This is a genomic window from Micromonospora sp. NPDC049048 (genome assembly GCF_043197615.1).
In the GTDB taxonomy this organism is placed as follows: Bacteria; Actinomycetota; Actinomycetes; order Mycobacteriales; family Micromonosporaceae; genus Micromonospora.
Genome location: NZ_JBICTM010000002.1, coordinates 517,698 through 540,935 on the forward strand (window position 1 = coordinate 517,698; position 23,238 = coordinate 540,935).

Annotated in this window: 25 protein-coding genes and 1 tRNA gene; 8 read left to right on the plus strand and 18 right to left on the minus strand. The window is 73.6% G+C overall.

All coding sequences use genetic code 11. The annotated features are described in order from the left end of the window. Positions 1-45 precede the first annotated feature (45 nt). Positions 46-1,374, minus strand: a complete 1,329-nt coding sequence (locus tag ACGFIG_RS07760; RefSeq protein ID WP_393000329.1) for a low temperature requirement protein A — start codon at positions 1,372-1,374, stop codon at positions 46-48. A gap of 452 nt (positions 1,375-1,826) precedes the next feature. Here ACGFIG_RS07760 and ACGFIG_RS07765 point away from each other — a divergent pair, with 452 nt between their 5' ends. Together ACGFIG_RS07765 and ACGFIG_RS07770 are read left to right on the plus strand one after the other, a co-directional pair. After that, positions 1,827-2,711 carry a serine hydrolase gene (locus tag ACGFIG_RS07765; protein ID WP_393000331.1) on the plus strand — a complete coding sequence of 295 codons (885 nt, stop codon included), beginning with the start codon at positions 1,827-1,829 and terminating at the stop codon, positions 2,709-2,711. Positions 2,712-2,920: 209 nt separating this feature from the next. Next, positions 2,921-3,886 carry a phosphotransferase enzyme family protein gene (locus ACGFIG_RS07770; protein WP_393000333.1) on the plus strand — a complete coding sequence of 322 codons (966 nt, stop codon included), beginning with the start codon at positions 2,921-2,923 and terminating at the stop codon, positions 3,884-3,886. An 81-nt stretch (positions 3,887-3,967) separates the two neighbouring features. Here ACGFIG_RS07770 and ACGFIG_RS07775 read toward each other — a convergent pair. Then, positions 3,968-4,041, minus strand: a tRNA-Ala gene (locus ACGFIG_RS07775). A 234-nt stretch (positions 4,042-4,275) separates the two neighbouring features. Here ACGFIG_RS07775 and ACGFIG_RS07780 point away from each other — a divergent pair. Next, a complete protein-coding gene (locus tag ACGFIG_RS07780; protein WP_393000335.1) occupies positions 4,276-5,019 on the plus strand; it encodes a class I SAM-dependent methyltransferase in 744 nt (247 codons plus the stop codon). A 9-nt stretch (positions 5,020-5,028) separates the two neighbouring features. On the opposite strand, the gene ACGFIG_RS07785 is transcribed toward ACGFIG_RS07780, so the two are convergent. The 5 genes from ACGFIG_RS07785 to ACGFIG_RS07805 all read right to left on the minus strand — a co-directional run bounded on the left by ACGFIG_RS07785 (position 5,029) and on the right by ACGFIG_RS07805 (position 11,308). Then, positions 5,029-5,820 carry a hypothetical protein gene (locus tag ACGFIG_RS07785; protein WP_393000337.1) on the minus strand — a complete coding sequence of 264 codons (792 nt, stop codon included), beginning with the start codon at positions 5,818-5,820 and terminating at the stop codon, positions 5,029-5,031. A 178-nt stretch (positions 5,821-5,998) separates the two neighbouring features. Continuing rightward, positions 5,999-6,607 (minus strand): GNAT family N-acetyltransferase, encoded by a 609-nt coding sequence (locus ACGFIG_RS07790; protein ID WP_393001373.1) that lies wholly within the window; start codon positions 6,605-6,607, stop codon positions 5,999-6,001. A gap of 148 nt (positions 6,608-6,755) precedes the next feature. After that, on the minus strand, positions 6,756-8,069 hold the full coding sequence (gene glp / locus ACGFIG_RS07795; protein WP_393000339.1) for a gephyrin-like molybdotransferase Glp: 1,314 nt from the start codon (positions 8,067-8,069) through the stop codon (positions 6,756-6,758). Beyond that, positions 8,066-9,028, minus strand: coding sequence for a UTP--glucose-1-phosphate uridylyltransferase (locus ACGFIG_RS07800; protein WP_393000341.1), 963 nt, complete (start codon positions 9,026-9,028; stop codon positions 8,066-8,068). Before ACGFIG_RS07800 ends, glp begins: the two co-directional genes overlap by 4 nt. A gap of 9 nt (positions 9,029-9,037) precedes the next feature. Then, positions 9,038-11,308, minus strand: a complete 2,271-nt coding sequence (locus ACGFIG_RS07805; RefSeq protein ID WP_393000344.1) for a diguanylate cyclase — start codon at positions 11,306-11,308, stop codon at positions 9,038-9,040. A gap of 85 nt (positions 11,309-11,393) precedes the next feature. Between ACGFIG_RS07805 and ACGFIG_RS07810 the strand changes: the two genes are divergently transcribed. Both ACGFIG_RS07810 and ACGFIG_RS07815 read left to right on the plus strand, forming a co-directional pair. Continuing rightward, positions 11,394-12,050 (plus strand): 5-formyltetrahydrofolate cyclo-ligase, encoded by a 657-nt coding sequence (locus ACGFIG_RS07810; protein WP_393000346.1) that lies wholly within the window; start codon positions 11,394-11,396, stop codon positions 12,048-12,050. Positions 12,051-12,112: 62 nt separating this feature from the next. Then, on the plus strand, positions 12,113-12,502 hold the full coding sequence (locus ACGFIG_RS07815) for an FmdB family zinc ribbon protein (protein ID WP_393000348.1): 390 nt from the start codon (positions 12,113-12,115) through the stop codon (positions 12,500-12,502). A 61-nt stretch (positions 12,503-12,563) separates the two neighbouring features. On the opposite strand, the gene ACGFIG_RS07820 is transcribed toward ACGFIG_RS07815, so the two are convergent. Beyond that, the gene (locus ACGFIG_RS07820) at positions 12,564-12,758 is read right to left on the minus strand and encodes a hypothetical protein (protein WP_393001375.1); all 195 of its coding nucleotides are present in this window, start codon (positions 12,756-12,758) and stop codon (positions 12,564-12,566) included. A gap of 98 nt (positions 12,759-12,856) precedes the next feature. Between ACGFIG_RS07820 and ACGFIG_RS07825 the strand changes: the two genes are divergently transcribed. Continuing rightward, entirely contained in the window at positions 12,857-13,195 is a 339-nt protein-coding gene (locus ACGFIG_RS07825) for a hypothetical protein (protein WP_393000350.1), read from the plus strand. 12 nt (positions 13,196-13,207) lie between these two features. Here the strand turns inward: ACGFIG_RS07825 and ACGFIG_RS07830 are convergent, their stop codons facing one another. After that, positions 13,208-13,690: a DUF2231 domain-containing protein gene (locus ACGFIG_RS07830; RefSeq protein WP_393000352.1), complete on the minus strand. Its 483-nt coding sequence runs from the start codon at positions 13,688-13,690 to the stop codon at positions 13,208-13,210. 252 nt (positions 13,691-13,942) lie between these two features. Between ACGFIG_RS07830 and ACGFIG_RS07835 the strand changes: the two genes are divergently transcribed. Next, positions 13,943-14,371, plus strand: a complete 429-nt coding sequence (locus ACGFIG_RS07835; RefSeq protein ID WP_393000354.1) for a Fur family transcriptional regulator — start codon at positions 13,943-13,945, stop codon at positions 14,369-14,371. A gap of 90 nt (positions 14,372-14,461) precedes the next feature. Then, the gene (locus ACGFIG_RS07840; RefSeq protein ID WP_393000356.1) at positions 14,462-15,319 is read left to right on the plus strand and encodes an oxygenase MpaB family protein; all 858 of its coding nucleotides are present in this window, start codon (positions 14,462-14,464) and stop codon (positions 15,317-15,319) included. A gap of 36 nt (positions 15,320-15,355) precedes the next feature. On the opposite strand, the gene ACGFIG_RS07845 is transcribed toward ACGFIG_RS07840, so the two are convergent. The 9 genes from ACGFIG_RS07845 to ACGFIG_RS07885 form a co-directional block, all read right to left on the minus strand. Then, a complete protein-coding gene (locus ACGFIG_RS07845; protein ID WP_393001377.1) occupies positions 15,356-16,198 on the minus strand; it encodes a RecB family exonuclease in 843 nt (280 codons plus the stop codon). Between the two features lie 138 nt (positions 16,199-16,336). Next, positions 16,337-16,951: a MarC family protein gene (locus ACGFIG_RS07850; protein WP_393000358.1), complete on the minus strand. Its 615-nt coding sequence runs from the start codon at positions 16,949-16,951 to the stop codon at positions 16,337-16,339. Positions 16,952-16,991: 40 nt separating this feature from the next. Next, on the minus strand, positions 16,992-17,858 hold the full coding sequence (locus ACGFIG_RS07855) for a PHP domain-containing protein (RefSeq protein ID WP_393000359.1): 867 nt from the start codon (positions 17,856-17,858) through the stop codon (positions 16,992-16,994). Positions 17,859-17,905: 47 nt separating this feature from the next. Beyond that, positions 17,906-19,183: a hypothetical protein gene (locus tag ACGFIG_RS07860; protein WP_393000360.1), complete on the minus strand. Its 1,278-nt coding sequence runs from the start codon at positions 19,181-19,183 to the stop codon at positions 17,906-17,908. Beyond that, on the minus strand, positions 19,180-20,316 hold the full coding sequence (locus ACGFIG_RS07865; RefSeq protein WP_393000361.1) for a SigE family RNA polymerase sigma factor: 1,137 nt from the start codon (positions 20,314-20,316) through the stop codon (positions 19,180-19,182). The genes ACGFIG_RS07860 and ACGFIG_RS07865 overlap by 4 nt, the downstream gene beginning before the upstream one ends. 105 nt (positions 20,317-20,421) lie before the next feature. Continuing rightward, positions 20,422-21,297, minus strand: coding sequence for a PH domain-containing protein (locus ACGFIG_RS07870; protein WP_393000362.1), 876 nt, complete (start codon positions 21,295-21,297; stop codon positions 20,422-20,424). A gap of 6 nt (positions 21,298-21,303) precedes the next feature. Beyond that, entirely contained in the window at positions 21,304-21,462 is a 159-nt protein-coding gene (locus ACGFIG_RS07875) for a hypothetical protein (RefSeq protein ID WP_007455302.1), read from the minus strand. Between the two features lie 133 nt (positions 21,463-21,595). After that, positions 21,596-22,294, minus strand: a complete 699-nt coding sequence (locus ACGFIG_RS07880) for a DUF6758 family protein (protein WP_393000363.1) — start codon at positions 22,292-22,294, stop codon at positions 21,596-21,598. 298 nt (positions 22,295-22,592) lie between these two features. Then, the gene (locus ACGFIG_RS07885; RefSeq protein WP_393000364.1) at positions 22,593-23,216 is read right to left on the minus strand and encodes a TrmH family RNA methyltransferase; all 624 of its coding nucleotides are present in this window, start codon (positions 23,214-23,216) and stop codon (positions 22,593-22,595) included. Positions 23,217-23,238 lie beyond the last annotated feature (22 nt).

Genomic DNA, 23,238 nt, shown 5'->3' on the forward strand with positions numbered 1-23,238 from the left:
CGGTAGAGCGCGGCCCGGCTGACCCGGCTCGCCGGCCAGCCACGTTCAGCTCCGCGTCCGGCTCGGCGGCCACCGGATCACCTTCGTCAACCTCGTGATCCCCAGCCAGTTGGTCTCCCTGTCGCCTGGCTCTGGCTGCTCCGGAGGGCGGCCGGCGGCCTGCCGGCTGTCACCCAGGACGACGCCGAACAGGACAGCCGCCGCGGTGGATGCCGCGACGAGCGGTGGAGCGGACAGCAACGGTGGGCCGGCTGCGAGCAGGACGGCGATGCCCACCCACCGGCGGAGGGAGGTTCGAGCGAAGACGGCCAGTTCGAGGGCGGTCCGGCCAAGCAGGAAGCAGGCGGGACCGCCGAGGATCATGGCGAGCCACGCCGGATAGCTGTGCCCGATCGGGCGTGTCTGGACGATGCCATGTCCGATCGAGGTGCCAAGGATTCCGATAATCATCACAAAGTGTGCAGATCCGGCGAATCGACCGACGCCTGCCGGATCGCGAGCTTGGGACACCGCGTCGCCAAGCACCAGACCCGCTCGATGGAAATAGATCCGCCACAGCAGCACCGCCGTCAGGAACGCCACGAGCAGGCCCAGGATCTCGTTGAGAGTCACCTGTCGGCGACCGCCGGCGAATGTGGCACCAACCGACAGAATGCTCTCCCCCAGCGCGATGAGCATCAGCTGCTGATACCGCTCCGTCAGATAGTGCGGCCGCAGAGCCCACACCCAGGCTCGCTCCCGTCCCCGGCCCGGCAGCGGCCAACCCAGCCGCGCCGAGCCCAGTTCGACGGCCACCGCCACGCCCCAGAACGCCAGCCGCCCGGTGCCGTGTGTCAACGCGCCTACGATCCAGAACACCGCCCCTACCGCGAACCAGGACACGTTCCGGTAGTACAGATCGCGGAGGGGATGGGCGCCCAGGAACCAGACGAGAATCGCGACCCGTCCGGTCTGTGCCACTATGTACGCCAGCACGAACGCGATAGCGCCACCGTCGAAGGCGGTCGTCAGGCTGGTGCCCATCACGAGCATCGCGAAGGCTGTCAGCAGGACCGACTGTCGGGCTCTTGTCGTCTCAGGCTGAAACCTGGCGGTCATGTAGGCCGTTATCGTCCACGTCCAGATCAGCGGCACGAACAGCAGCAGAGCCTTTCCGACCGCTATCCATCGGATGGAAGAGTCGGCACTACCGGCACCCTCCACCACGAAGCCGACCAGCCGGTTGAGGGCGAACACCATGATCAGATCGAAGAACAGCTCGATGTAGCTGGCCTGCTCACTGCTCTCTCTGGTACGCAGGAGCCCCGCTGCACGCTGTCGCGCCCACCGGTCGCGGTCTCCCTGCATCCCCTCATCGCAGCGGATGCCCTCCACGACTGCAGCAAAATCGACAGCCATCCCACCCCAGCGCTCGTCGGGGTGCCGCCCTCCGTGACGTTGGTGTCGTTGGAGCGGAGGTAGCCGCCTGTCACGTTCCCGGATCGGGCCATCGGCAGCCAGTGACCACTCCCAAGGTGGGCACATTCTGCGCACATTGCGAGCACATTATCGCTGACTACCTTGACCAGGCTGGCATGGTCCACAAAGAATCCAGTTCGCCCACGACGAGTGAAGCATTCACCATCTTCGCCGAATGATCGACTGGCTTCACACAGGGCCAGCAGGCGAGAAGATCGGAGCTGAAATCAGTGGAAAACCTTAGCCGAAGGGCTGCCCTCGGAGTGGGGGCTGCTGCCGTCACTCTTGTCGCCACCGGCGGGGCCGCGGCGAAGGCAAGTGCCCCCTTGTCGACGGCCGGAGGAAACGCTTCGATCGACCATCGGGACATGATTCGCGCGACATACAGGCAGCAGAAGGCCCAGGCGGGCGGCGTGTGGCATTCGCACATCAGCATGCTGGACTCAGCCAACACGCCGAGAACCGTGCTGGAAGACGGCGCCGACCACGTCATCCATGGCTACAGCGTGCAAAAGCTCGCTGTGGCGACTGCGGTGATGGACAAGGTGGATCGCGGTGAACTGCGGCTCGACCAGAAGCTCGACCTGACTGCGGACATCATTCTCGGCGGCAGCGGCATCTACCACCTGCAAACTGTCTGGGGCGACGACATAACGATCGCCAATTTCCTGACCGCGATGCTCCTGGTGTCTGACAATACCGCGGTGAGGATGTGCGGGAGAGTTGTCCCGGCCTTGGAGATCAACGAAATCCTGGCGGCTAAGGGGTTTGCGCAGACCCGTGTTGAGCCGGTTGCCAACCCCAACCGATTCTTCCTTGGCGTCACCACACCCCGCGAGATGCATGATCTGCTGTGGCGTTTGGCGCGCAAGACGCTGCTGTCGCCGAAATCCTGCGACTTCCTGCTGGGTATCACCCGTTGGCTGAATGGCTACCATGACGGGATCCGGCGCAACATGTCCTCGGACGAGCGGAGCCGTGTCGCAACCAAATACGGCGCAGATTTCGACGAACGCGGCGCAGCACGCCATGAAGCGGGAATCATGTTCGGGACAGATGGCGCGCCGGCGCTGGTGTATTCGCTCTTCGCCGACGCTCTCGGCGACCTGGACAACTACGGCGCCACCCATCCTGCGGTGCAGGCCCACGCCGTCCTCGGTCGGACCATGTTCGACGCCATCAGCCAGGCGGCCGATCCCACTGCCCCAGCCCGGCACCGACCGATCCCGTTCAAACCCGTTGACGGCGGCTGATTGCCGGTTGTCGTCGGCAGAAGCGGCGAGCAGGGCCGTGGCTTCCCGCAGATAGCGCCAGCGGCGGCTGGTGACGTTGGTGTCGACAGCCGTTCCGCCGGCGAGGCCGGTCCCGCCCGGTTGGGGGATCTGGTCGGGTTCGCTGCCGACTCCGGCTAGAGGCGGAAAATCCCTTGCCGGCCGTCCTGCGAACTGCGATGGTTCCGTCGGTGATCGACAGGCCTGGCGTTGACGAACGGTTGCTGGCGGCCGAGGTGGCCGCCGCCTGGTCGGTGGACGTCGCCGACCTCGTGTTCATGCCGGTCGGGCTCGACGGGCACGCGTGGGCGTACCGGGTGGAGACGTCCGACGGTCGGCGCTACTTCCTGAAGCTGCGCCGGGGCGATTTCACCCGGGCTGCCGTCCTGCTGCCCGGCTTTCTCCGCACGCGGGGCCTCAGGCAGGTCGTCGCGCCCATCGACCTCCCGGACGGCGGAGCCAGTCGCGGGTTCGGGAACTTTCGCCTGCTGCTCTACCCGTTCCACGACGGCGGCAGCCTGTGGGGCCGTGGCCTGACCGACCGCCAGTGGATCGAGTACGGCGAGTTCCTGGGTCGGCTGCACGGGGTCACGCCGAGCGCAGACCTCGCCGCCGTCCTGCCGGCGGAGACCTACCGGTCGAGCGCGGGCGAGCGGCTGCGATCCCTCGGCGGGCAGGCTGCGGCGAGCGAGGCCCTCGGCGGTTTCTGGGACCGGTACGGCGCGGCGCTGCACCGGTTGGCGGAGACGGTCGACGACCTGGCCTCCCGCGTGCCGCACGCCCGACACGTCATCTGCCACGCCGACATCCACCCCGGCAACCTGATCGCCGACGGCGACGGTCCACTGCACGTCGTGGACTGGGATGCGCCGATCCTCGCGCCGCGCGAACGCGACCTGATGTTCATCTTCAGCCGGGACTTCGGCGACCACCCGATCAACGCGCACCGCGCCGAGCTCTTCCGTCGAGGCTATGGGCCGCTGGAGCCGGACCAGACCATGCTGAGCTACTACCGCGGCGAGCGGCACCTCGACGACGTCGCCGTATCCCTGCGTAGCATCCTCAGCCCCGAGGCCAGCCCAGAGTCCCGAGCCAACGACCTGCACTGGCTTACCCGCATCGCCGAGACCGTCGCCGACCCCGGCTACGCGCCCTGATCTGCCACGCGCCCTGATCTGGCTGCTGCGCAGGATCGGAAAAGGCCGTCTCCGACGAGCGGAAACGGCCTTTGATTTGGGTGGAGTTGAGGGGATTCGAACCCCTGACCCCCTCGATGCGAACGAGGTGCGCTACCGGACTGCGCCACAACCCCTCCGCCGGCGGACCGGCATCGGTCCCACCCGGCTTTCACCGGGCGGGCCGGCGCCAAGGCTAACAGGTTCACCGCCCTCGCCGCGAACCCACCCCCCGCGCGCCGAGATCTTGGCACGAAACGGCCCATCCGGAGGGGCGCCAGCCACCAAGATCGCGAAGAGGGACCCCGGCCACGACCGGCGGGCGCGAAAATCGATGGACATCGCGGGCGGCGGTGGGAAGCGTGGGGCGCATGCGACAGGAGGACGTCTGGAACGACGAGGCCGCCCAACGCTACGACACTCCCGGCACCGGCATGTTCGCCCCCGAGGTGCTCGGACCGACCGTGGAGCGCCTCGCCGAGCTGGCGGCCGGCGGGGCGGCGCTCGAATTCGCCATCGGCACCGGCCGGGTGGCCGTACCGCTCGCCGCGCGCGGGGTACCGGTCAGCGGCATCGAGCTGTCCCCGCCGATGGTGGCGCGGCTGCGTACGAAGGTGGACGAGGCGACGGTCCCGGTGGTCGTCGGCGACATGGCGACCGCCACCGCCCCGGGCGAGTTCTCGCTGGTCTACCTGGTCTACAACACGGTCTCGAACCTGCTCACCCAGGCCGGGCAGGTGGCCTGCTTCCGTAACGCCGCCCGCCACCTGACCCCGGGCGGCCGGTTCGTGATCGAGTTGTGGGTGCCGGAGCTGCGCAAGCTTCCGCCGGGCCAGGAGGCGACGGTCTGGGTGTCCGAGCCGGGATACATCGGCCTGGACACCTACGACGTGCTGCGCCAGCAGGTCGTGTCGCACCACTTCCGGTTCGACGGAAGCACGCAGGCCCGGCTGTTCCGGTCGCCGCACCGCTACATCTGGCCCGCCGAGCTGGACCTGATGGGCCAGTTGGCCGGGTTCGAGCTGGAGAGCCGGCACGCGGACTGGTCCGGCGCGGAGTTCACCGCCGACTCGCGGTCCCACGTGTCCGTCTACCGCCTGCCAGCCACGAGCTGACGTTACGGGTCAGGCCGAGTGGGAGCCGCGGCCGGACTGGTAGGGGCGACCGCGCAGGCCGCCCGAGCGGCGGTAGGAGACCGAGCCGCCGTTGGCCGCCGCCGGCAGGTCCGCCGGCCGGTCCAGGCCCATCGCGGCGCGGCGTACCACCTCGCGTTGGGCCGCCAGGCGGCGCTGCGCCTCCCGGCGGGCCGCCGCCCGGCGGGCCTGCTCCCGCCGCACCTCGGCCTGGCGGGCGGCCAACCACGCCGCCTCCCGGGCCCGCGCCCGCCGCCGCCGGCGATCCGCCACCGCCAGCCGCCGCAGATGTACGACGTACGCGACCAGCAGGGTGGCGGTGACCCCGAAGCTGATCCAGAAGCCGGGACTGACCACGACCACGCCGATCAGCTCGACGAAGTTGAGCAGCAGCAGGGCGGCGAGCACCCGACGGCGCCGGTAGACGGCGGGCGGGTGGTGCCGGCGGGGCGGCGGCCGGCGGCGGCCCTTCCTGGGGGCGGGCGGCACCGCGCGCAGCCGCTTCGACCGGCGTGTCGCGGGGGGACCGGAGACCGGCGCGGAAAGCCCGCCGGTGCTCGCATCTTCACTGAGGGTGATCACAAGGTTGCGGGGCGGGTGCACCGGCCGGCGTCCCGGCACAGTACGGCGCCGCCGGCGGCGCTGGAGCACCCGCGCCGTCGACTGCGCCCGCTCCGCCACCAGCCGCTCGGTGGCGTCGTACCGGCGAACCAGCGCCGGGGCGAGGGCGAGCAGACCGGCGGCGGCGAGGACGGCGAGGAGCACCGAGGTCGGCACCCTCACCCCTCCCGTCACCGAATTCGGAGCAACCACCGCCCGGCCGCAGGATCTTCCATCGAACGTGGTCGGGTTCGCGGATCGTACGGGTGGAGCAGCGCTTGCCACAGCTTGCAGTTACTTGAGGTTACGGGCCGTGGACACGGATGCTGACACGCCGCGCCGATCCCGTGCGTGGGACGCCTCACCCCGTGGTGGTGCGGACCCGGTGCCAGCGGGCCAGCAGCCCACCCTCGGCGGCGACCTCCTCGCTGGTCATCGCATATCCGATATGGTCCCGCCACGCACCGTCGATGTGCATGTAGCGCACGTGGTACGACTCCTCGCGGAACCCCAGCTTCTCCACCACCCGCCGGGACGGCCGGTTCTCCGGGCGGATGTTCACCTCGACCCGGTGCAGCCCGGCCACGCCGAACGCGTGGTCGACCGCGAGCGCCAGCGCGGTGGGGATGACGCCCCGACCGGCCACCCGGGAGTCCACCCAGTAGCCCACGTACGCGGAGCAGAACGCCCGCCGCACGATGCTGCCCACGTTGAGGTGGCCGACCAGCCGCTCCCGGCCGCCCTCGCGCAGGCAGACGGCGAACGGCATCCCCTCGCCGGTGCACGCCGAGCGGCGCTGGTCGCGGTAGACCCAGCGGAACGCGGCCGGCGAGTTCAGCTCGTACCAGCTTCCCGGCAGGGACGACTCCCACGGCGCCAGCCACTCCCGGTTGGCGCGGCGCACCTCCGACCAGGCGGCGGCGTCCGAACGCCGGTAGGGCCGCAGCAGCACCGGCCCGTCGGTCAGCACCACCGGCCACCCCGGCGCGCGCCCGACCCCGAACAGACTCACCGACCAGATCCTCCGCTCGCGACCGACGACGCCGACGCCCGGGCGACACCCACCGGGCCGTACCTCCCGCTCCCGGTCGCGAGGCCCGGGAACGCACTCACCGCGCTCACCGGCGCCGGTCCAGCAGGAGGACGTCCACCGTGGAACCGGCCGCCGCGGTGGTCACCCGCTCGCCGAGCACCATCAGCCCGTTCGCCTCCGCCAGGCCCGAGAGGGTGTACGGGCCACCGTTGAGCGGCTGCACCGTGTAGCCGCCGCCGCGCCGCTCGGCGACGTGCGCGGGCCGGAACTCGCGCAGCCCCACCGGGGACGAGATCGTCTCCAGCAGGTGCGCGCGGACGCTGGGCCGGAACACCGGTTCCGCACCGGCCAGCAGGTTGATCGCCGGGCGGGCCAGCACCTCGAAGCCGATCAGGGCCGAGCCCGTGTCGCCGGGCAGGCAGACCACCGGCACCTCCTCGGCGCCGACCGTGCCGAAGCCGAGCGAGGTGCCGGGATAGAGCGCGACCTCGGTGAACGTGACGGGGCCCGCCCGACTGCCCTCCCGGCGGGAGAGGATCCGCCGCACCATGTCGCCCGGCCCGGTGCCGGTGCCGCCGGTGGTGATGATCAGGTCGGCGCGCAGCGTCTGGTCCTCCAGCAACCCGCGCAGCCCCTCCGGATCGTCGTCGCAGATGCCCACCCGGTACGCCAGCGCGCCCACCTCGGCCGCAGCGGCCGTCAGCGCGTGCGAGTTGGCGTCGACCGTCTGGCCGGGCTGGCTGCCCCGCCCCACGTCGACCAGTTCGTCGCCGGTGGCCACGATGACCACCCGGGGGCTGGGCCGGACCACGACGTGCCCGATGCCGGTGGCGGCGAAGACCGCCACGAGCGCGGGCGAGACGTAGGTGCCGGCCCGGGCCAGCAGGGTGCCGGCGGGCAGCTCCTCGCCGGCACGGCGCACCCCGTAGCCCCGTTTGGGGACGCGGAAGATCTCCACCGCGGCCATGCCCTGGTCGGTCCACTCGACCGGAACGACCACGTCCGCGGTGAGTGGCAGCGGCGCCCCTGCGGCGACGGAGAAGCAGGCGCCCGGGGTGAGCCGGACCGGCCGCCAACTCGCCGCGCCGAGGTCGCCGACGACGTTGAGCCGGACGTTGCGCCCGCCCGGCCCGCCGGACTGGCTCGGGACGTAGCCCACGCCCCGGCCACCCCCGGAGATGTCCTCCCAGCGCGCCGCGTACCCGTCCACCGCCGCCTGGTCGAAGGCCGGGAAGGAGTGCGGCGCCACGACGTCCTCGGCGAGGACGTTGCCGTGGGCCTGGGTGAGGTCGAGGTCGAGCGGAGGCAGCGCGCGTAACCTGCGCAGCACGCTGCCCAGGTAGTCGGCGAGCGGCGTCAACTCGTTCGCGGCCGCCTCGGCGTCGGCCGACGCTGTCATGTACCAGTCACGCCCGACGCGTCGGAGTTGACGAACTCGGCCAGCCACGCGCGGAACTCGGCGCCGAGGTCGTCGCGCTCGGCGGCGATCTGCACCACGGTCTGGAGGTAGCCCAGCGGCATGCCGGTGTCGTAGCGGGTGCCCCGGTAGACGATCGCGTGCACCGGGGTGCCCTCGCCGCGCAGCAACTCCATCGCGTCGGTGAGCTGGATCTCCCCGCCGCTGCCGGGCTTCGTCCGTCGGATCGCGTCGAAGATGCTGCTCGGCAGCACGTAGCGGCCCAGCACTGCGAGATTGCTCGGCGCGTCCTCCGGCTTCGGCTTCTCCACCATGCCGGTGACCCGGACGACCTCGCCGATGTCGGTCAGCTCCGCCTCGGCCGGCTCCACCGAGGCGATGCCGTAGCGCTTCGTCTCGGCCGGGTCGACCTCGAAGAAGGCCAGCACCACACCGCCCGTACGCGCCTGGAGTTCCAGCATGGCCGGCAGCAGCGGCTCGGCGGGCTTGACGAACTCGTCGCCCAGCAGCACCGCGAACGGCTGGTCGCCGACGTGCGACTCGGCGTAGCCCACGGCGTGGCCCAGGCCGAGCTGCTCGGGCTGGCGGCAGGTGTAGATCTCGGCCAGCTCGCTGGGGCCGCGCACGGCGGCCAGCCGCTCGTCGTCGCCCTTGGCCTCCAGCCGCGCCTCCAGGTCGGGGCGGCGGTCGAAGTGGTCCACCATCGACGTCTTGCCCCGACCGGTGATGAGCAGGACGTCGGCGATGCCGGCCTGGGTGGCCTCCTCGACGATGTACTGCAATACCGGTCGGTCGACCACCGGGAGCAGCTCCTTGGGCACCGCCTTCGTGGCCGGCAGGAACCGGGTGGCCAGACCGGCGGCCGGGATCACGGCCTTTACCGCGCGGGAGCGACCGGTTGCGGCGGTCGCCGGTGAGGGGTTCGCTGAGTGCTCCGACATGTCGCGAGACTATCGGCCACGGCTCTGTCGTGGCGGGTGAGGACCGGAAGACGCGCCGCCGCAGGGACCCGGCCGCACCGGGTCGGGCGCGGCCGGCGCGCTCCCCGGCGCGACGTCGGCGGAATCGTCCGGTTCGGGGCGGGCCCGGGCCGGCTGGCGGGGCGCACCGGCGCGCGGCAGCCCGTCCTCGGGGGTGCTCGCCCCGGCCGGGACGGGGATCTCCCGCGCCGGTGGGGCGGTCCGCTCCGCGGCGATCCGCCAGGTGTCCCGGCCGGCCGCCTTGGCGGCGTAGAGCGCGTCGTCGGCGGCGTCCAGCACCTGCTGGCCGGTGCCGCCGTGGTCGGGGTGCACGGCGATGCCGATGGAGACGGTGACTCCGATGGTCACGGCGGCCCCGCCGTGCCCGGCGGCGGCGATCGGGTTGTCCCGGATGGCCGCGCCGAGCCGCTCCGCGACGATCGCCGCACCCCGGGCGTCGGTCTCCGGCAGCAGCAGCACGAACTCCTCGCCACCCTGCCGGAAGGCGAGGTCGACCTCGCGGATCTCGCCGCGTACCCGGCGGGCGAACTCGGCCAGCACGGCGTCGCCGGCCGCGTGCCCGTGCGTGTCGTTGACGTCCTTGAACCGGTCCAGGTCGAGGGCGAGGACGCTGAGCATCCGGCCGAACCGGGTCGCCCGCTCGACCTCCCGGCGGAGCGACTCCCGCAGGTACCGGTAGTTCCACAGCCCGGTGAGCGGGTCGGTCAACGAGAGCCGCTGCGTCTCCTCGTGCACCCGGACGTTGTCCACCGCCACGGCGGCGTGGCCGGCGAAGGTGCGCAGCGTGACGAGGTCGTCGTCGTCGAACTCGTCCGCGCCCAACCGGTCGTAGAGGGCCAGCACCCCGAGCGCCCCGGCCGGGGCGGCCGGCTCCGACCCGGGACGGGCGACCGGCGGCCCGTCGCGGGCGGGGGCGTCGGGCGCGCCGGCCGTACCGGGGGCGGCGAACGGCACCGCGATGTACGTGTGGCAGCGCGGCTCCCCGGGCGGCGCGGCGGCGGGCTCCACGCGGCCCCGGCGCGGCTCGCCGGTCGCCGCGACGGCGCCCACCACGCCGCTGCCCAGCGGCACCCGCAGCGGTCCCGACGGCTCGTCCGCCGCGTCGGACCCCTCCAGCCCCTCGGTGCACTGCGCGACGAGCACCCCGCCGTCGTCGACCAGCAGCACCGCCCCGGCCCGGGCGCCGGTCGCCGCGATCGCGCTGTGCAGGATCACCCGCAGGATGCGTTGCAGGTCGTGCGTGCTGGCCAGGGTGTCCCCCAGCACCGCGAGGTGCCCGCGCAGCTGGTCCCGGCTGCTGGTCAGCGCCGCCACGTAGGTGCCCGTCTCGCGGGTCATCCGGTTGAACGCGCCGGCCAGCCGGCCGATCTCGTCCAGGCTGCGCACCGGCACCCGGGCGGTCAGGTCGCCGCGCGCCACCCGGTCCGCCGCGCCGGCCAGCTCGACCAGCGGGCGGGTGGTCACCCGGGCCAGCCGCCAGGCGGCCACCACGGCCAGCAGGGCCGCCACGAGCACCGCCGAGCCCAGCGCGACGTACAGGCCCTGGGGTCGTTCGCTGGGCACCGAGAGCACCAGCGGCAGGGGCTGCCCGGCGGACGGGCCCACCCTGCGGACGTACCGGCCGTCGGGGATCTCGGTGACCCGCTCGTCGTGCAGCGTGCCGGCGGCGGCGAGCACGGCGTCGCGTACGCCGGTCGACTCGGTGCTGTGGGCGAGCCGGACGGGCGCCGCGGCGTCGTCGAGCAGGGTGACCGCCACCCCCGTCACGGCCGCGAGGCGCGCCACGAAGGCCGGGTCGACCGGCTGCGCGACGGTGACCGTGCCCAGCGGCCCGCCGGCCCGGTCGTGCAGGTCGGCCCGGGCCGCGAGCGCCCGCACCGGCCCGGCGACGGGCGCCTCGGCGCAGTCCCGCCAGGGCTCCGGGGGGCCGCCGGGCGTGGCGAAGTTGACCCGGCCGGTGACGTCGCTGACCCGCACGGCGACGGCCAGGCCACGGCGGACCACCTGGCTCGCGGCCGCCGGCCGGTCGCTGGTCAGGGCGACCGCGTCGGCGGCGGCCCGCAACTGCTGGCAGAGGGCGGCGACGGAGGTGCGCACGGTCGCGGCGGCCACCGCGAGGCGCTCGGTGGAACGGCTCGAGTCGACCGCAGCCACGGTCGCCCCGACGAACATCACCCCGAGCACCACCGGGCCGAGCGCCACCGCCAGGAAGGCTGTGGTCAACCGCCCGCGTAGCGTCACTCGGTCCCCCCGGAAGTTCCGCCGCCGTTGCTTGCGATGCTGACACAGAGCCACCAGGGGACAAACGTTGCGTCAGGAGTGTTGCGTGCCCGATTTTTCTCATGGAGCGCAAGAGGCGAAGCGGAATGTGCGAACCGCCATTCTCGCGCGCCGCCGGGCGCTGACCGCGCCGCAGCGGGCCGACGCCGCCGGGCGCGTCCAGGCCGAGCTGGTGGCTCTCGTACGCCGGCTGCGCCCGCCACGGATGACGGCGTACGTGCCGGTCGGCTCCGAGCCGGGCGGGCCCGACCTGCCGGCGGTGCTGCACGCGGCGCTGCCGCCGGGCGGTGAGCTGCTGCTGCCGGTGCTCCGCGACGACCTCGACCTGGACTGGGCGGCCTGGAGCGGGCCGGCCGGGCTGGTGGCCGCCGGGCGGGGGATGCGCGAGCCGGACGGGCCCCGGCTGGGCCGGGCGGCGGTCGCCGACGCGCAGCTCGTGGTGCTGCCCGCGCTGGCGGTGGACCGCCGGGGGCTGCGGCTGGGCCGGGGCGGCGGCTCGTACGACCGGGCGCTGGCCCGGGTGCCAGCGTCCGCCCTGACCGTGGTCCCGCTGCACGACGACGAGCTGGTGGAGGCGCTTCCCGCCGAGCCGCACGATCGGCCGGTACGCGCGGTCGTCACGCCCGCCGAGGGTCTGCGTACGCTGGACGCCGCCCCGGGTGTCGCGCCCCACACTTCCGCTGGACGAATCCGGGGGCGATGACGCACCATTGGCACTCGAATACGTCGAGTGCCAGACCGGCCGTACCAGATCCGGAGGAGAACGTGCCCACGTACCAGTACGCCTGCACCGCGTGCGGCCACCAGCTCGAGGCGGTGCAGTCCTTCTCCGACGCGCCGCTGACCGAGTGCCCGGCGTGTGAGGGGCGGCTGCGGAAGCTCTTCAACTCCGTCGGCATCGTGTTCAAGGGCTCGGGCTTCTACCGCACGGACTCGCGCTCGTCCGGCTCGGACAGCGCGACCAGCGGCGCCGCCGCCAAGCCGGCGAAGTCCGACTCGTCCTCCGGCGGTGACTCCGGGTCGTCCGGCGGCTCGACCGCCGCGTCCTCGTCGTCGGGCTCGTCCTCGGCTTCGGGCTCGTCCTCGTCGGGCGCGGGTGGCTCCTCGGGCGGCGGGGGCAAGACCCCGGCCGCCAGCACCGCCAGCGCCTCCTGAGCCGCGCCGCCGTGGCGGCGGTCAGGGCGGCATGCAGCTGATGTTCATGCTGCGCTGCCGGTCAGTCCCAGTGCGGGGGGCGCTCGGCGAGCAGCCAGTCGTCGTTGCCGCCGGAGCGCTCGCCCCAGCCCCGGTCGGTGTCGTCGGCGGTCTGCTCGGGCAGCACCACGAAGTCGTCGCTGAGGTCGACCGTGCGGTCGTCGTCGCCGCGTACCGCCGCAGTGCCCGGATCATCGGTGATGCTCACGAGCGGCAAGACTAGCGCAGCCGCCACCCGGCCAACGGCATCGAACGTCGTCCGGGCCGCCGCGTCCGGCCCGCCGGCGGGCCGGGGCGTTGGTAGCGTCGGACGGCGTGACGACCCCCACCTCCGGCGGCTCCCCCGACGAGTACTGGCGCCGCCCCGCCGCCCCGCCCGAGCGGCCACCGGGCCCGCCGCCGGGGCCGCCGGCGGCGCCCCCGGTGCGGGGCAGCGGCTACCCGGGCCCGCCCGCCACCACCCCGCCCCCGGCCGGATGGCGTCCGCCGGTGCACCTACGACCGCCACCGCCCCGGCGACTGCCGCCACAGGACATGGCGGAGATCGACGCCGACGAGCAGCGGGCACAACGGCTCACGTACGGCGTGGGCACGGTGGCCGGGGTGGTGCTGGTCATCCTGGTCTGCGTGCTCTGCTCCCGGCTCGTGTTCTGAACCGGCGCGGTGTCAGAGGCTGCCGCCCCAGACGGCCTCGGCACCGGAGTGCCCGGTCAGGTAGACGTAGACGAGGCTGACGACGCCGAGCGCCACCACCACGACCGACAGCACCGGGGTCACCCAGGACGGCAGCTTCGGCACCCGCCGGTGCCCGCTCGTGACCGCGAGCAGCAGCAGCGACGCGACCGCCAGCGGCAGCACCCAGCGGAACAGGATGTCGCCGTAGCGCGAGTGCGCGAAGATCTGCTCCAGGATCGGGCCCTGCATCCCCCGGGCGACGAACGCGTCGGTCAGTTCCTCCCCCGACTCGACCGCCACGAAGGCCGACACCGGCGCCACCACGGCGAGGATCGCCACCGCCCAGTCCAGCCGCGACCGGAACCGGGGCAACGCCACGTACGCGGCGGAGAGCACCGCCAGCAGCGGCACGAACACGACGACCGCGTGCACGACCAGCACGTGGGCCGGCAGACCCAGGATCTCCTTGAACATCCACCCCTCCGGCGGTACGCGGTCGTGGGCTGCCAGCCTACGGTGCGCCGGTCCACCCACCCAGATCATCCCGATCGACAACACGCACCCGGAGCCGGCCCGGTTCACCACTGCCCGGGATCCGTACCGCCGCAGGTCCGGACGCACGCGCTGACCGTGAACTCCTGGCGGCACGTGGCCCGGGCTGTGGCCGGCGCCACGCTCCCGCGGAGGCTGGTTGTCGCCTCCCGAGCCACGTGCTGTCATTGGCCCATGCCCGGTGGCGAGGAACTGCTGCGGTCGAGAGGCCTGCGGGTCACCCGGCCGCGCCTCGCCGTGCTCGACGTGCTGGCCGCCGGCGGCCACCTCGAGGTCGACGAGATCACCCGCCGGGTCCGCGAGCGCCTCGACTCGGTCTCCACCCAGGCGGTCTACGACGTGCTGGGCGCCCTGTCCCGGGCGGGGCTGTCCCGCCGCATCGAGCCGGCCGGCAGCCCCGCCCGCTACGAGGCCCGCGCCGGGGACAACCACCACCACATCGTCTGTCGGGGCTGCGGCGAGATCTCCGACATCGACTGTGCGGTCGGCAGCGCGCCCTGCCTGGACCCGGACGTGACCCACGGCTTCGAGGTCGACGAGGCGGAAGTGACGTTCTGGGGTCTCTGCCCCACCTGCCAGGCCCGCCGCTCCGCCGACGTCTGACGACGGGCTGGCCCTCGCACGACCGACGCCGACGGGCCTCCGCCCGACCGACGGCCGGCTGGTCTGCGCGGGGCGTGGCACTCTTGGTCGGTGGACTCCGATGACCTCGGCCTCTTCGGTCCGGGTTCGGTCACGTGGAAGGTGCACGAGGAGCCGATCCTGATCGTCGCCGGCCTGCGTTCGCTCTATCTCCAGTCACTGCATCCCCGGGCCATGGCCGGGGTCGCCCAGAACAGCAACTACCGCTCCGACGCCTGGGGCCGCCTGGTGCGCACCGCCACCTACGTGGGCACCACCATCTACGGCACCAGGGCCGAGGCGGAGGCCGCCGGGCTGCGGGTGCGCCGCCGGCACGCCCGGCTGCGGGCCACCGACCTGTTCACCGGGGAGGAGTTCCGCGTCGACGACCCCGAGCTGCTGCGCTGGGTGCACGTCGCCGAGGTCGAGTCCTTCCTCGACACGGCCCGGCGGGCCGGGCTGCCGCTGACCGCCGACGAGATCGACGGCTACTACACCGAGCAGCGGCGCTCGGCCGCCCTCGTCGGCCTCGACCCGGATACGGTCCCGGGCACCGCCGCCGAGGTGGCCGACTACTACCGGCGCGTCCGCCCGCAGCTGCGGATGACCCGCGAGGCGGCCGAGACGGCGCTCTTCCTCACCGCGCCGCCGATCCCGTGGAAGCTGAGCCTGCCGGCCCGGATCGGGCTCAACCTCGGGCCGCCCCGCTGGGCGTACTTCGGCATCGCCGGCACCGCGCTCGCGCTGCTGCCGGCCTGGGCCCGGCGGATGTACGGCGGGCTGGGCCTGCCCACGACCGCGCTCTCCGCCGACCTGAGCGTCCGGGCGCTGCGGCTGACCCTCGCCACGTTGCCCCGCCGGTGGCGGGAGGGGCCGTTGCAGCAGGCCGCCAAGGAACGCGCCGCCCGCCTCACCGGCACGCCGGCCTGACCGGCACGGCTGCCGGGCAGGTCCCGTGTGGGGCGGTCAGGCCTGGCCGGGTGCCGGGTCGGTGACGCGCTCGACGGCCGCCCACGGCTCCTTGCCCGGTGCCTGCGCCCCCACCGGACAGGTGCGCCGGTAGTCGCACCAGCCGCAGCGCGGGCCCGGCGTGGTCGGGAAGGCCTCGTCGGGGTCCTCCCCGTCGGCGACCGCCCGCTCGGCGGCCATGATGTCGCGGGCCGTCTCCTCCGCCCGGGTGAGCTGCCGGGCCAGCGACTCCACGGTGTGCTCGTGCGCGGCGACCGTGCCCGTGGGCAGGTGGTGCAGCTCCACCCGGCGGCACGGCCGGCGGAACACCCGCTCGGCCGCGTACGCGTAGAGCGCCAGGGCCTGCGAGCCACGCGCGTCGTCGGCGTCCAGCCCGGTGCGGCCCGTCTTGTAGTCGACGATCACCAGCTCCGGACCGTCGGGCCCGGGGCGGGAGTCGATCCGGTCGGCCCGGCCGTTGAAGGCCAGCACGGCGGTCTTGACAGCCACCACCCGCTCCACGCCGAGCGGGTCGGCACCGGGCTCCAGGGTCTCGACATAGGACTCCAGCCAGCCCAGGGCCCGCCGGTAGGCCGCCCGCTCCTGCTCGTCGTCGCGGTAGCCCTCGCGTACCCAGGTGCCCTTGAGCAACGCGGCGAGGGCCTCCGGCCGACGCCGCTCCGGGCTCAGCGCATACCAGTTCTTCAGGGCGGTGTGCACGCTCGCGCCGAGGGAGTTGTGCGCCCACGGCGGGCCCTTCTGCGGGGCCGGCCGGTCGACGTAGGAGTAGCGGTAGCGCCGGGGGCAGTCGGCGTAGGCGCCGAGCTTGCTGGGGGTGCAGACGAAGAGCCGCTCCGGCATGCCCTCGAAGCCCAACTGCTCGGGCTGGTCGCCGCGTGGGCGGGGCGCCCGGCCGCCGCTGGTGGAGGACCGTCCGGCTGAAGAGGCTCGTCGCACACCGCGATCCTGCCATCCACCCCCGACAGAACCGGCCGCCGGTCAGGTCATGTTGGCGTACTGGGTCACGAACGCGGCCACCGCGTCCGCGATGAGCTGCACCGCGATCGCGGCCAGCAGCAGGCCGGCGATCCGGGTCAGCACCTCGATCCCGCCGGGACGCAGGATCTTGACGATCCCGCCGGAGAACCGCAGCACGATCCAGACGGTAAGCATCACGGCCACGATCGCGGCGGCGATGGCCGTGACGTCCGCCCCGCCGTCGGCCTGCTGGACGAAGAGCATGGTGGCCACGATGGCGCCGGGGCCGGCCAGCAGCGGCGTACCCAGCGGCACCAGGGCGATGTTCGAGGTGGCCTGCTGGCTCGGGTCGTCGGCCTTGCCGGTCAGCAGCTCCAACGCCACCAGCACCAGGAGCAGCCCGCCGGCGGCCTGCAACGCCGGCAGGTCCACGTGCAGGTAGTCGAGCAGCGTCTGCCCCGCCACCGCGAAGATCACGATCACGCCCAGCGCCAGGGCGACCGCCTGCCAGGCCGCCCGGTTCCGGTCGCGCGCCGTCAGCGGGCCGGTCAGCGCCAGGAAGATGGGCATCATGCCCGGCGGATCGACGATCACCAGCAGGGTCACGAAGACCTCGCCGAACAGCTTGGCATCCACGTGATCAACCTAGCCGCGTCGCCGGAGGCGGCAACTCGGATCAGCCGGAAGCGACCTCGGTCACCCCGCGCGCCTCGGCGACGATCCGCTCGTACGCCTCCGGATCGGTGGTGAACGCGCCGAGCCGGACGGTCTTGTGCGTGCCGTGGAAGTCCGACGAGCCGGTCACCAGCAGGCCGAACTCGTCGGCCAGGGCCCGGACGTGGGCCCGCTCGGCCGGGGAGTGGTCCTCGTGGTCGGCCTCCAGCCCCGCCAGGCCGGCGGCGGCCAGCTCGGCGATCATCTCGTCGGGCACGATCCGCCCCCGCCGGGTGGCCCGGGGATGGGCGAAGACCGGCACCCCGCCCGCCGCGCGCACGAGCCGGACGGCCCGGAAGACGTCGATGTCCTCCTTGGGTAGCCGGTAGCGCTCGCCCAGCCAGTCCGGCCCGAACGCCTCGGTGGTGGTGGCCACCAGGCCGGCCCGGATCAGTGCCTGTGCGATGTGCGGCCGACCCACGGTCCCGCCGGCCGCGCCGGTCAGGATCTCCGGCCAGCTCACGTCGATCCCGTCGGCGCGCAGCAGCGCCACGATCCGTTCGCCCCGCTCCTCCCGGGCGGCCCGCACCCGGGCCAGCTCCGCGACGAGTTCCGGGGCGTCCGGATCGAACAGGTACGCCAGCAGGTGCAGCGGCAGCGCGGGCTCCTCGCCGTACCACCGGCAGGAGAGTTCCGCACCGCGGACGAGGGTGAGCCCGGCCGGCAGCGCCTCCAGGGCCGGCGCCCACCCGGCCGTGGTGTCGTGGTCGGTGATCGCCACGACGTCCAGCCCCGACTCGGCCGCCGCCCGCACCAGCTCGGCCGGGCTGAGCGTGCCGTCGCTGGCGGTGGAGTGGGTGTGCAGGTCGATCCGCGGTGCCGTGCTCATCGGCCCGACGCTACCGGTCGACGCCCGACCCCGGCACGAGGGCGCGCTCAGGAAGGGTTGTCGCCGCCCACCGGCACCGGGTGCCTGCCGGCGGGCAGGCCGTCGACGGGCGTGGGCCGGGCTGCCTCGCCGTCGAGCACGCGGCCCACCTCCGCCCGCACCAGGGCGCCGGCCGCGTCGGAGTAGTGGGCCGTGCCCTGCGGCGTCCAGGCCACCGGCCCGGCCACGGGTGGGCCGGCCGGGCGGATCACCGGTACGGGGACGAGTTGATCCAGGTCGACCAGCACCGCGCCGGCCTGCGCGCCCGCCTTCCCGTTGGCCAGGAGCCACCGTCCGTCGGCGGAGACCCCGCCGGCGCCGTCGCCGGTCAGCGTCGGCCCGCAGCCCGTACGCACCGACGCGAGGTCACGGGCCGGGTCGAGCAGGGCGACACAGGGCCGGCGGGGAGTGCCGGCGGACACGAGCGCGACCGCCAGCCCGTCGGGGCGGATGCCGTAGACGTGCAGGGCCGCGTCGCCCGCCTGACGCGGGGGTCCCGCCGCGGGGCGCCACAGGGCGTGACCGGGCCGGCCCGGATCGAGGCGGACCAGGACCGTGTCCCCGGCGAACCCGACCGGCAGCGCGGCGGGCGGGGCCGGGGTGCGGGCCGCGGCGACGACCTGGGTGCCGACGACTCCCGCGACGACCAGATCCGTCCCCTCCCGCCAGGCGACCTGCCGCCCGTCGGGGCTGAGGACGATGTCCCGTGCCCCGGCCAGGAGCAGGTGTGCCGCGCCGTCCGGCAGCACGATCCACAACGAACGGCCGGCCGCCGTCGGCGCACCCACCACCGCCCAGCCGGCCCGGTCGGGAAGCCGCTGGGCGCGCTCGGCGGCCCGGCCCACGTCGGGCAGGACGATCCGCTGGCCGCTGGCGGTGAGCAGCACGTCGTCGAGGATGAGGTCCACCTCGCCCCGGCCCAGGTCGGTCTGCGGGCCGGCCGACGGCTGCGGGGTGACCTCCGGCATCGACGAGGCGTACGGGCCGCCGAGCACCACGGTGGGATGGTTGGGCCGCCCGGGCTGCTGCCCCAGCTGCGCCATCCCGGCGCTGACCGTCACGGTGGCCACTGCGGCGAGGGCGATCCCGGTCAGCGTCCGCCGGCGCCGGGAGCGGTCGGCCCGCCTGATCGCCAGTCCCGCCGGATCGGCGACGAGCGGGCGCGCGACGGCCACCCGGCGGGCGAACGCCTCCCGTACCGCCTGCTCCAGCTCGTCCTCGGTCACGGCGAATGGACGCGTCGGGCCGTCGGTACGGTTGTCACCACCGGCGGCGGGACGGCTCACCGGTGCTCCCCGGCACCGGCGGCCTGCCGGCCGAGTTGCTCGTCCCCGGCCGTACGCGACCCCGAGCCGGCGCCGACCCGTGCCCCCGAGGCCACGGGCACCGGGTCGCCCACCGCCTCGTCCGCAGGCTCGGCGGGCCGGAAGACGCCCCCGGCGTCCGGCGCGGCGGCCGCGGAAGGCCCGGCGGCGGGCCCCTCGCCGGGAACGGCGGCGCTTCTCGCCCTACCCGGCAGGGCGGCGGCAACGCCGTCCGGGCCGCCCGCTGCGGCCGGCGCGATCGGCGGAACGACCGGCGGGGCGTTCGTCGCCGCGACCACAGCCGCCGCGTCCTCCCCCACCACCATGGTCGGTGCCCCGTAGGGCGTCGTCGGGCGGATCGGTGCGCCGCCATGGGCCGGCCCGGTACGACCGCCGCCATGGGCCGGTGCCGGACGGCCGGTGCCGCCCTGGGCGGGACCCGGACGGCCAGCGCTGCCGTGGGCCGGAGCGGGCCGGCCGGTGCCGTCGTGGGCGGGGCCCGGACGACTGGTGCCGCCAGCGACTGGCGCGGGACGGCCGGTGCCGCCGTGGGCAGAGGTGGACCGGTCGGTGCCGTCGGCCCGGGCCGAGGTCGGGTCGGCCTCGGCCGGCAGGTCGAGGGCGGCCTCGGCGCCCATCCGGCGGCGCAGGGTGCCCAGGGCGCGGGAGGTCTGGCTCTTCACCGTGCCCGGCGAGATGCCGAGCAGGGCGGCGGTCTGTGCCTCGGACATGTCCTCGTAGAAGCGCAGCACGAGCACCGCCCGCTGCCGGCTGGGCAGCCCGCGCAGGTGGCGCCAGAGCAGGTCGCGGTCGAGCTGCTGCTCGATCTCGTCGACCCCGGCCCGCTCCGGCAGCACCTCGGTGGGGCGTTCACCGTGCCAGCGCCGCCGCCACCAACTGGTCGAAGTGTTGATCATTACCCGACGGGCGTACGGCTCGATCGCCTCGATCCCGCCGAGCCGCTTCCAGGCCAGGTACGTCTTGGTCAGCGCGGTCTGCAACAGGTCCTCGGCCGTGGCCCAGTCCCCGCTGAGCAGGTAGGCGGTGCGCAGCAGGGCACCGGAGCGGGCCGCGACGAAGTCGCGGAACTCCTCCTCCAGGGGGTCCCTGCTCACCACCGGCCACCTCCGCGCCCCGTTTCCCTGGCAGGTTGCCATGCCCGAGCCGGTCGGGTCGACGGCGATCGGTGCGCAGTTCCTCCGATGTTCGGACGAAAAGTTTCAGGCTCCGTCGTCGGCCTTGGCCTCGTCGGCCTCCTTGCCCAGCCGCGCCTCGACCGCCTGCGGCTCGTACATCTCCTCGACGACGCGCAGGTAGAGCTCGTTCGGGTTGGGCAGGTTCTTGATCTCGCGCAGTGCCTGCTCCTGGCCGGCGGACTCCAGCACGAACGTGCCGTAGTTGAGCGCCCGGCCGGTCGGGCTCTGCTCGTATTTCATGTCGGTGACCCGGACCAGCGGCATCATCGCGACCCGCCGGGTGATGATGCCGTTGACGACCATCACCCGCTTGTTGGTCAGGATGAAGCGGTCGTACCACCAGTCGGCGACCTTCCAGGCCACCCAACCCATCACGGCGAACCAGAGCAGCACCGCGATCGTGGTGAGCGCGCCCACGTCCTGCCCGGCGAGGAAGCCGGAGAGGTAGCCGAGCACGAAGGTGGCGGCGATGCCGACCAGCAGCGGGGTGGAGAGGTGGATCCAGTGCCGCTTCCACTCGCCCCGGTAGCGCTCGGTCGGGAAGAGGTAGCGCGCCACGAGCGAGCTGGGCTCGTCCTCCAACGGGAGCACCCGGCGCGGCGCCATGCCGGCGGCGTCGGCGCGCAGACCGGCCAGCTCGTCCTCGGAGATCTGCGGCGGCTGGTAGCCGGCCTCCGGGTCACGGACCCAGGCCCGACCGGACCGCCCCTCCCCGGCGTACGCCGGACCGTCGCCGTAACCGGCATCGTCGGAAAGGGAGGGACCGTCGGAGAGGCCCGGACCGGTGCCGTAGCCAGGCCCGTCGTCGGGGCCGAGCCGGGGGATCGGCTCCGTGTCTCGCTCCCGGCGCTCCCGATCAGGGTCGTCGGGATCGAAGGGTGGACCGGAGGGGTTTCCCATCGGCGGCTAGGCGACGAGGCTGGTGAAGAAGTCGCCGAACCCCTGGGCGATGTCCATGATCCCTCCGCCCAGCGACTTGAACACATCCGCCGCAGAATTTGGCCGGTAGGCGACGAAGAAGATCAAGAATGCGATTCCGGCCCAGGTGAGGACCTTCTTGACCATGGCGGGCCATCCTCTCGCGCGGCGCCGGGTCCCATTACCGCAGCGGCACCCAGAGTATCAGTGTGGTGTCGTACAGTGAATATCTGCGTCCGTTCTCCGACATTCCGGGGTTCCTGTCAAGCCCTGAGGCCCGTCAAGCCTTCCCGTGCAGATACGGAGACGGTGCGCCGTACACGAGCTCGGGCGGTGTCCACTCGGCAAGGTCGTGCAGCACGACATCTTCCGCGAGCAGGTGACCCGCACTCGCCGGCCAGGCTATCGCATGAAGCCACAATCCCCGAGCCTCGCCGGCGTACGCGCTTCGATCCGTCGGCGAGTTCACGAGCCACAGTGGAGTGGGATGACCGCCCACCTTGATCCTGGCCTGCCCGACGTGCTCCGGATGCCCCGGGCCGGGATCGGTCAACGCCTGCGCGAGTTCCGGGCCCGGGTCCGGGCCGGCCAGCCCCGCGAACCGGGTGCCCAGGCCGACGCCCGGCTCCTCCGCCACGAAGACCAGATCCGCGGGGCCCTCGCCGAGCGGCGCCGGCCCGGCGCAGGCCACCGCCGTGGCACGCACCCCGGTGCGATCGTCGCCGGCGTACGCCACCCCGGTCATCGTCCAGCCCGTCGGCAGCGGCCAGGGGCACCACAGTGGGGTCCTCGGCCGGGTCGGGGGCTCGGCGGCGCCGACGATCCGCTCCACCACACTGGCCACGATCTCGGCCCCGATGTTCTCGGGTACGCACAGCGGAGAGACCGGCCCGCAGTCCAGGCAGCGCGACTCCGTGTGCATCAGGTCCGGCGCCCGCACCGGTCCACCGCATTTCGGGCAACTCACCGCGACACTCACTATCCCACCGTCACCCCCGCGCGCCGCGCAGTCAAGCGGAGCGCCGGTTTCGGTGCCCCCGGACGCCAGCCCCCGGGGCGGCCGGCACGGTTCTCCAGCGAGCCGCCGGGAACCACGGCAGCCCGGCTCAGACCGGCAGGGGAACGGCGGTCAGGCCGATGGCGGTCAGGCCCGGCAGGGGTCGACGGCGGGACGGCTCAGGCCGGCGCGGGGCGACGGTCAGGCGCGGTCAGGGCCGACGGCGGGACGGCTCAGGCCGGCGCGGGACAGGCGGCCATGCCGGTGGCGGGCCGGCAGGTCAGGCCGGTGGCGGGCCGGCGTGCGTACGGATCCAGGCATGCATGGCGATGCCGCTGGCGACGCCGGCGTTGATCGACCGGGTGGAGCCGTACTGGGCGATGGAGAAGAGCTGGTCGCAGGCGGCCCGCGCCGGCGCGGAGAGGCCGGGGCCCTCCTGCCCGAACAGCAGGACGCAGCGCCGGGGCAGGGTGGTGGTCTCCAGCGGCCGGGAGCCGGGCAGGTTGTCGATGCCGACGACCGGCAGCTCCCGCCCGGCGGCCCAGGCGACGAACTCCTCGATGGTCTCGTGGTGCCGGACGTGCTGGTAGCGGTCGGTCACCATGGCGCCGCGCCGGTTCCACCGCCGGCGGCCGACGACGTGCACCTCGGCGGCGAGGAAGGCGTTGGCGTTGCGGACGACCGTGCCGATGTTGAAGTCGTGCTGCCAGTTCTCGATCGCCACGTGGAAGTCGTGCCGCCGCTGGTCCAGGTCGGCCACCACGGCCTCGCGCCGCCAGTAGCGGTACCGGTCGACGACGTTGCGCCGGTCGCCCTCGGCGAGCAGCTCGGGGTCGTAGCGCGGGTCGTCCGGCGGGTCCCCGGGCCACGGTCCCACACCGACGTCGAGCTGGTCTCCGGTCACGGTCACGCAGGGTACGGCCCGC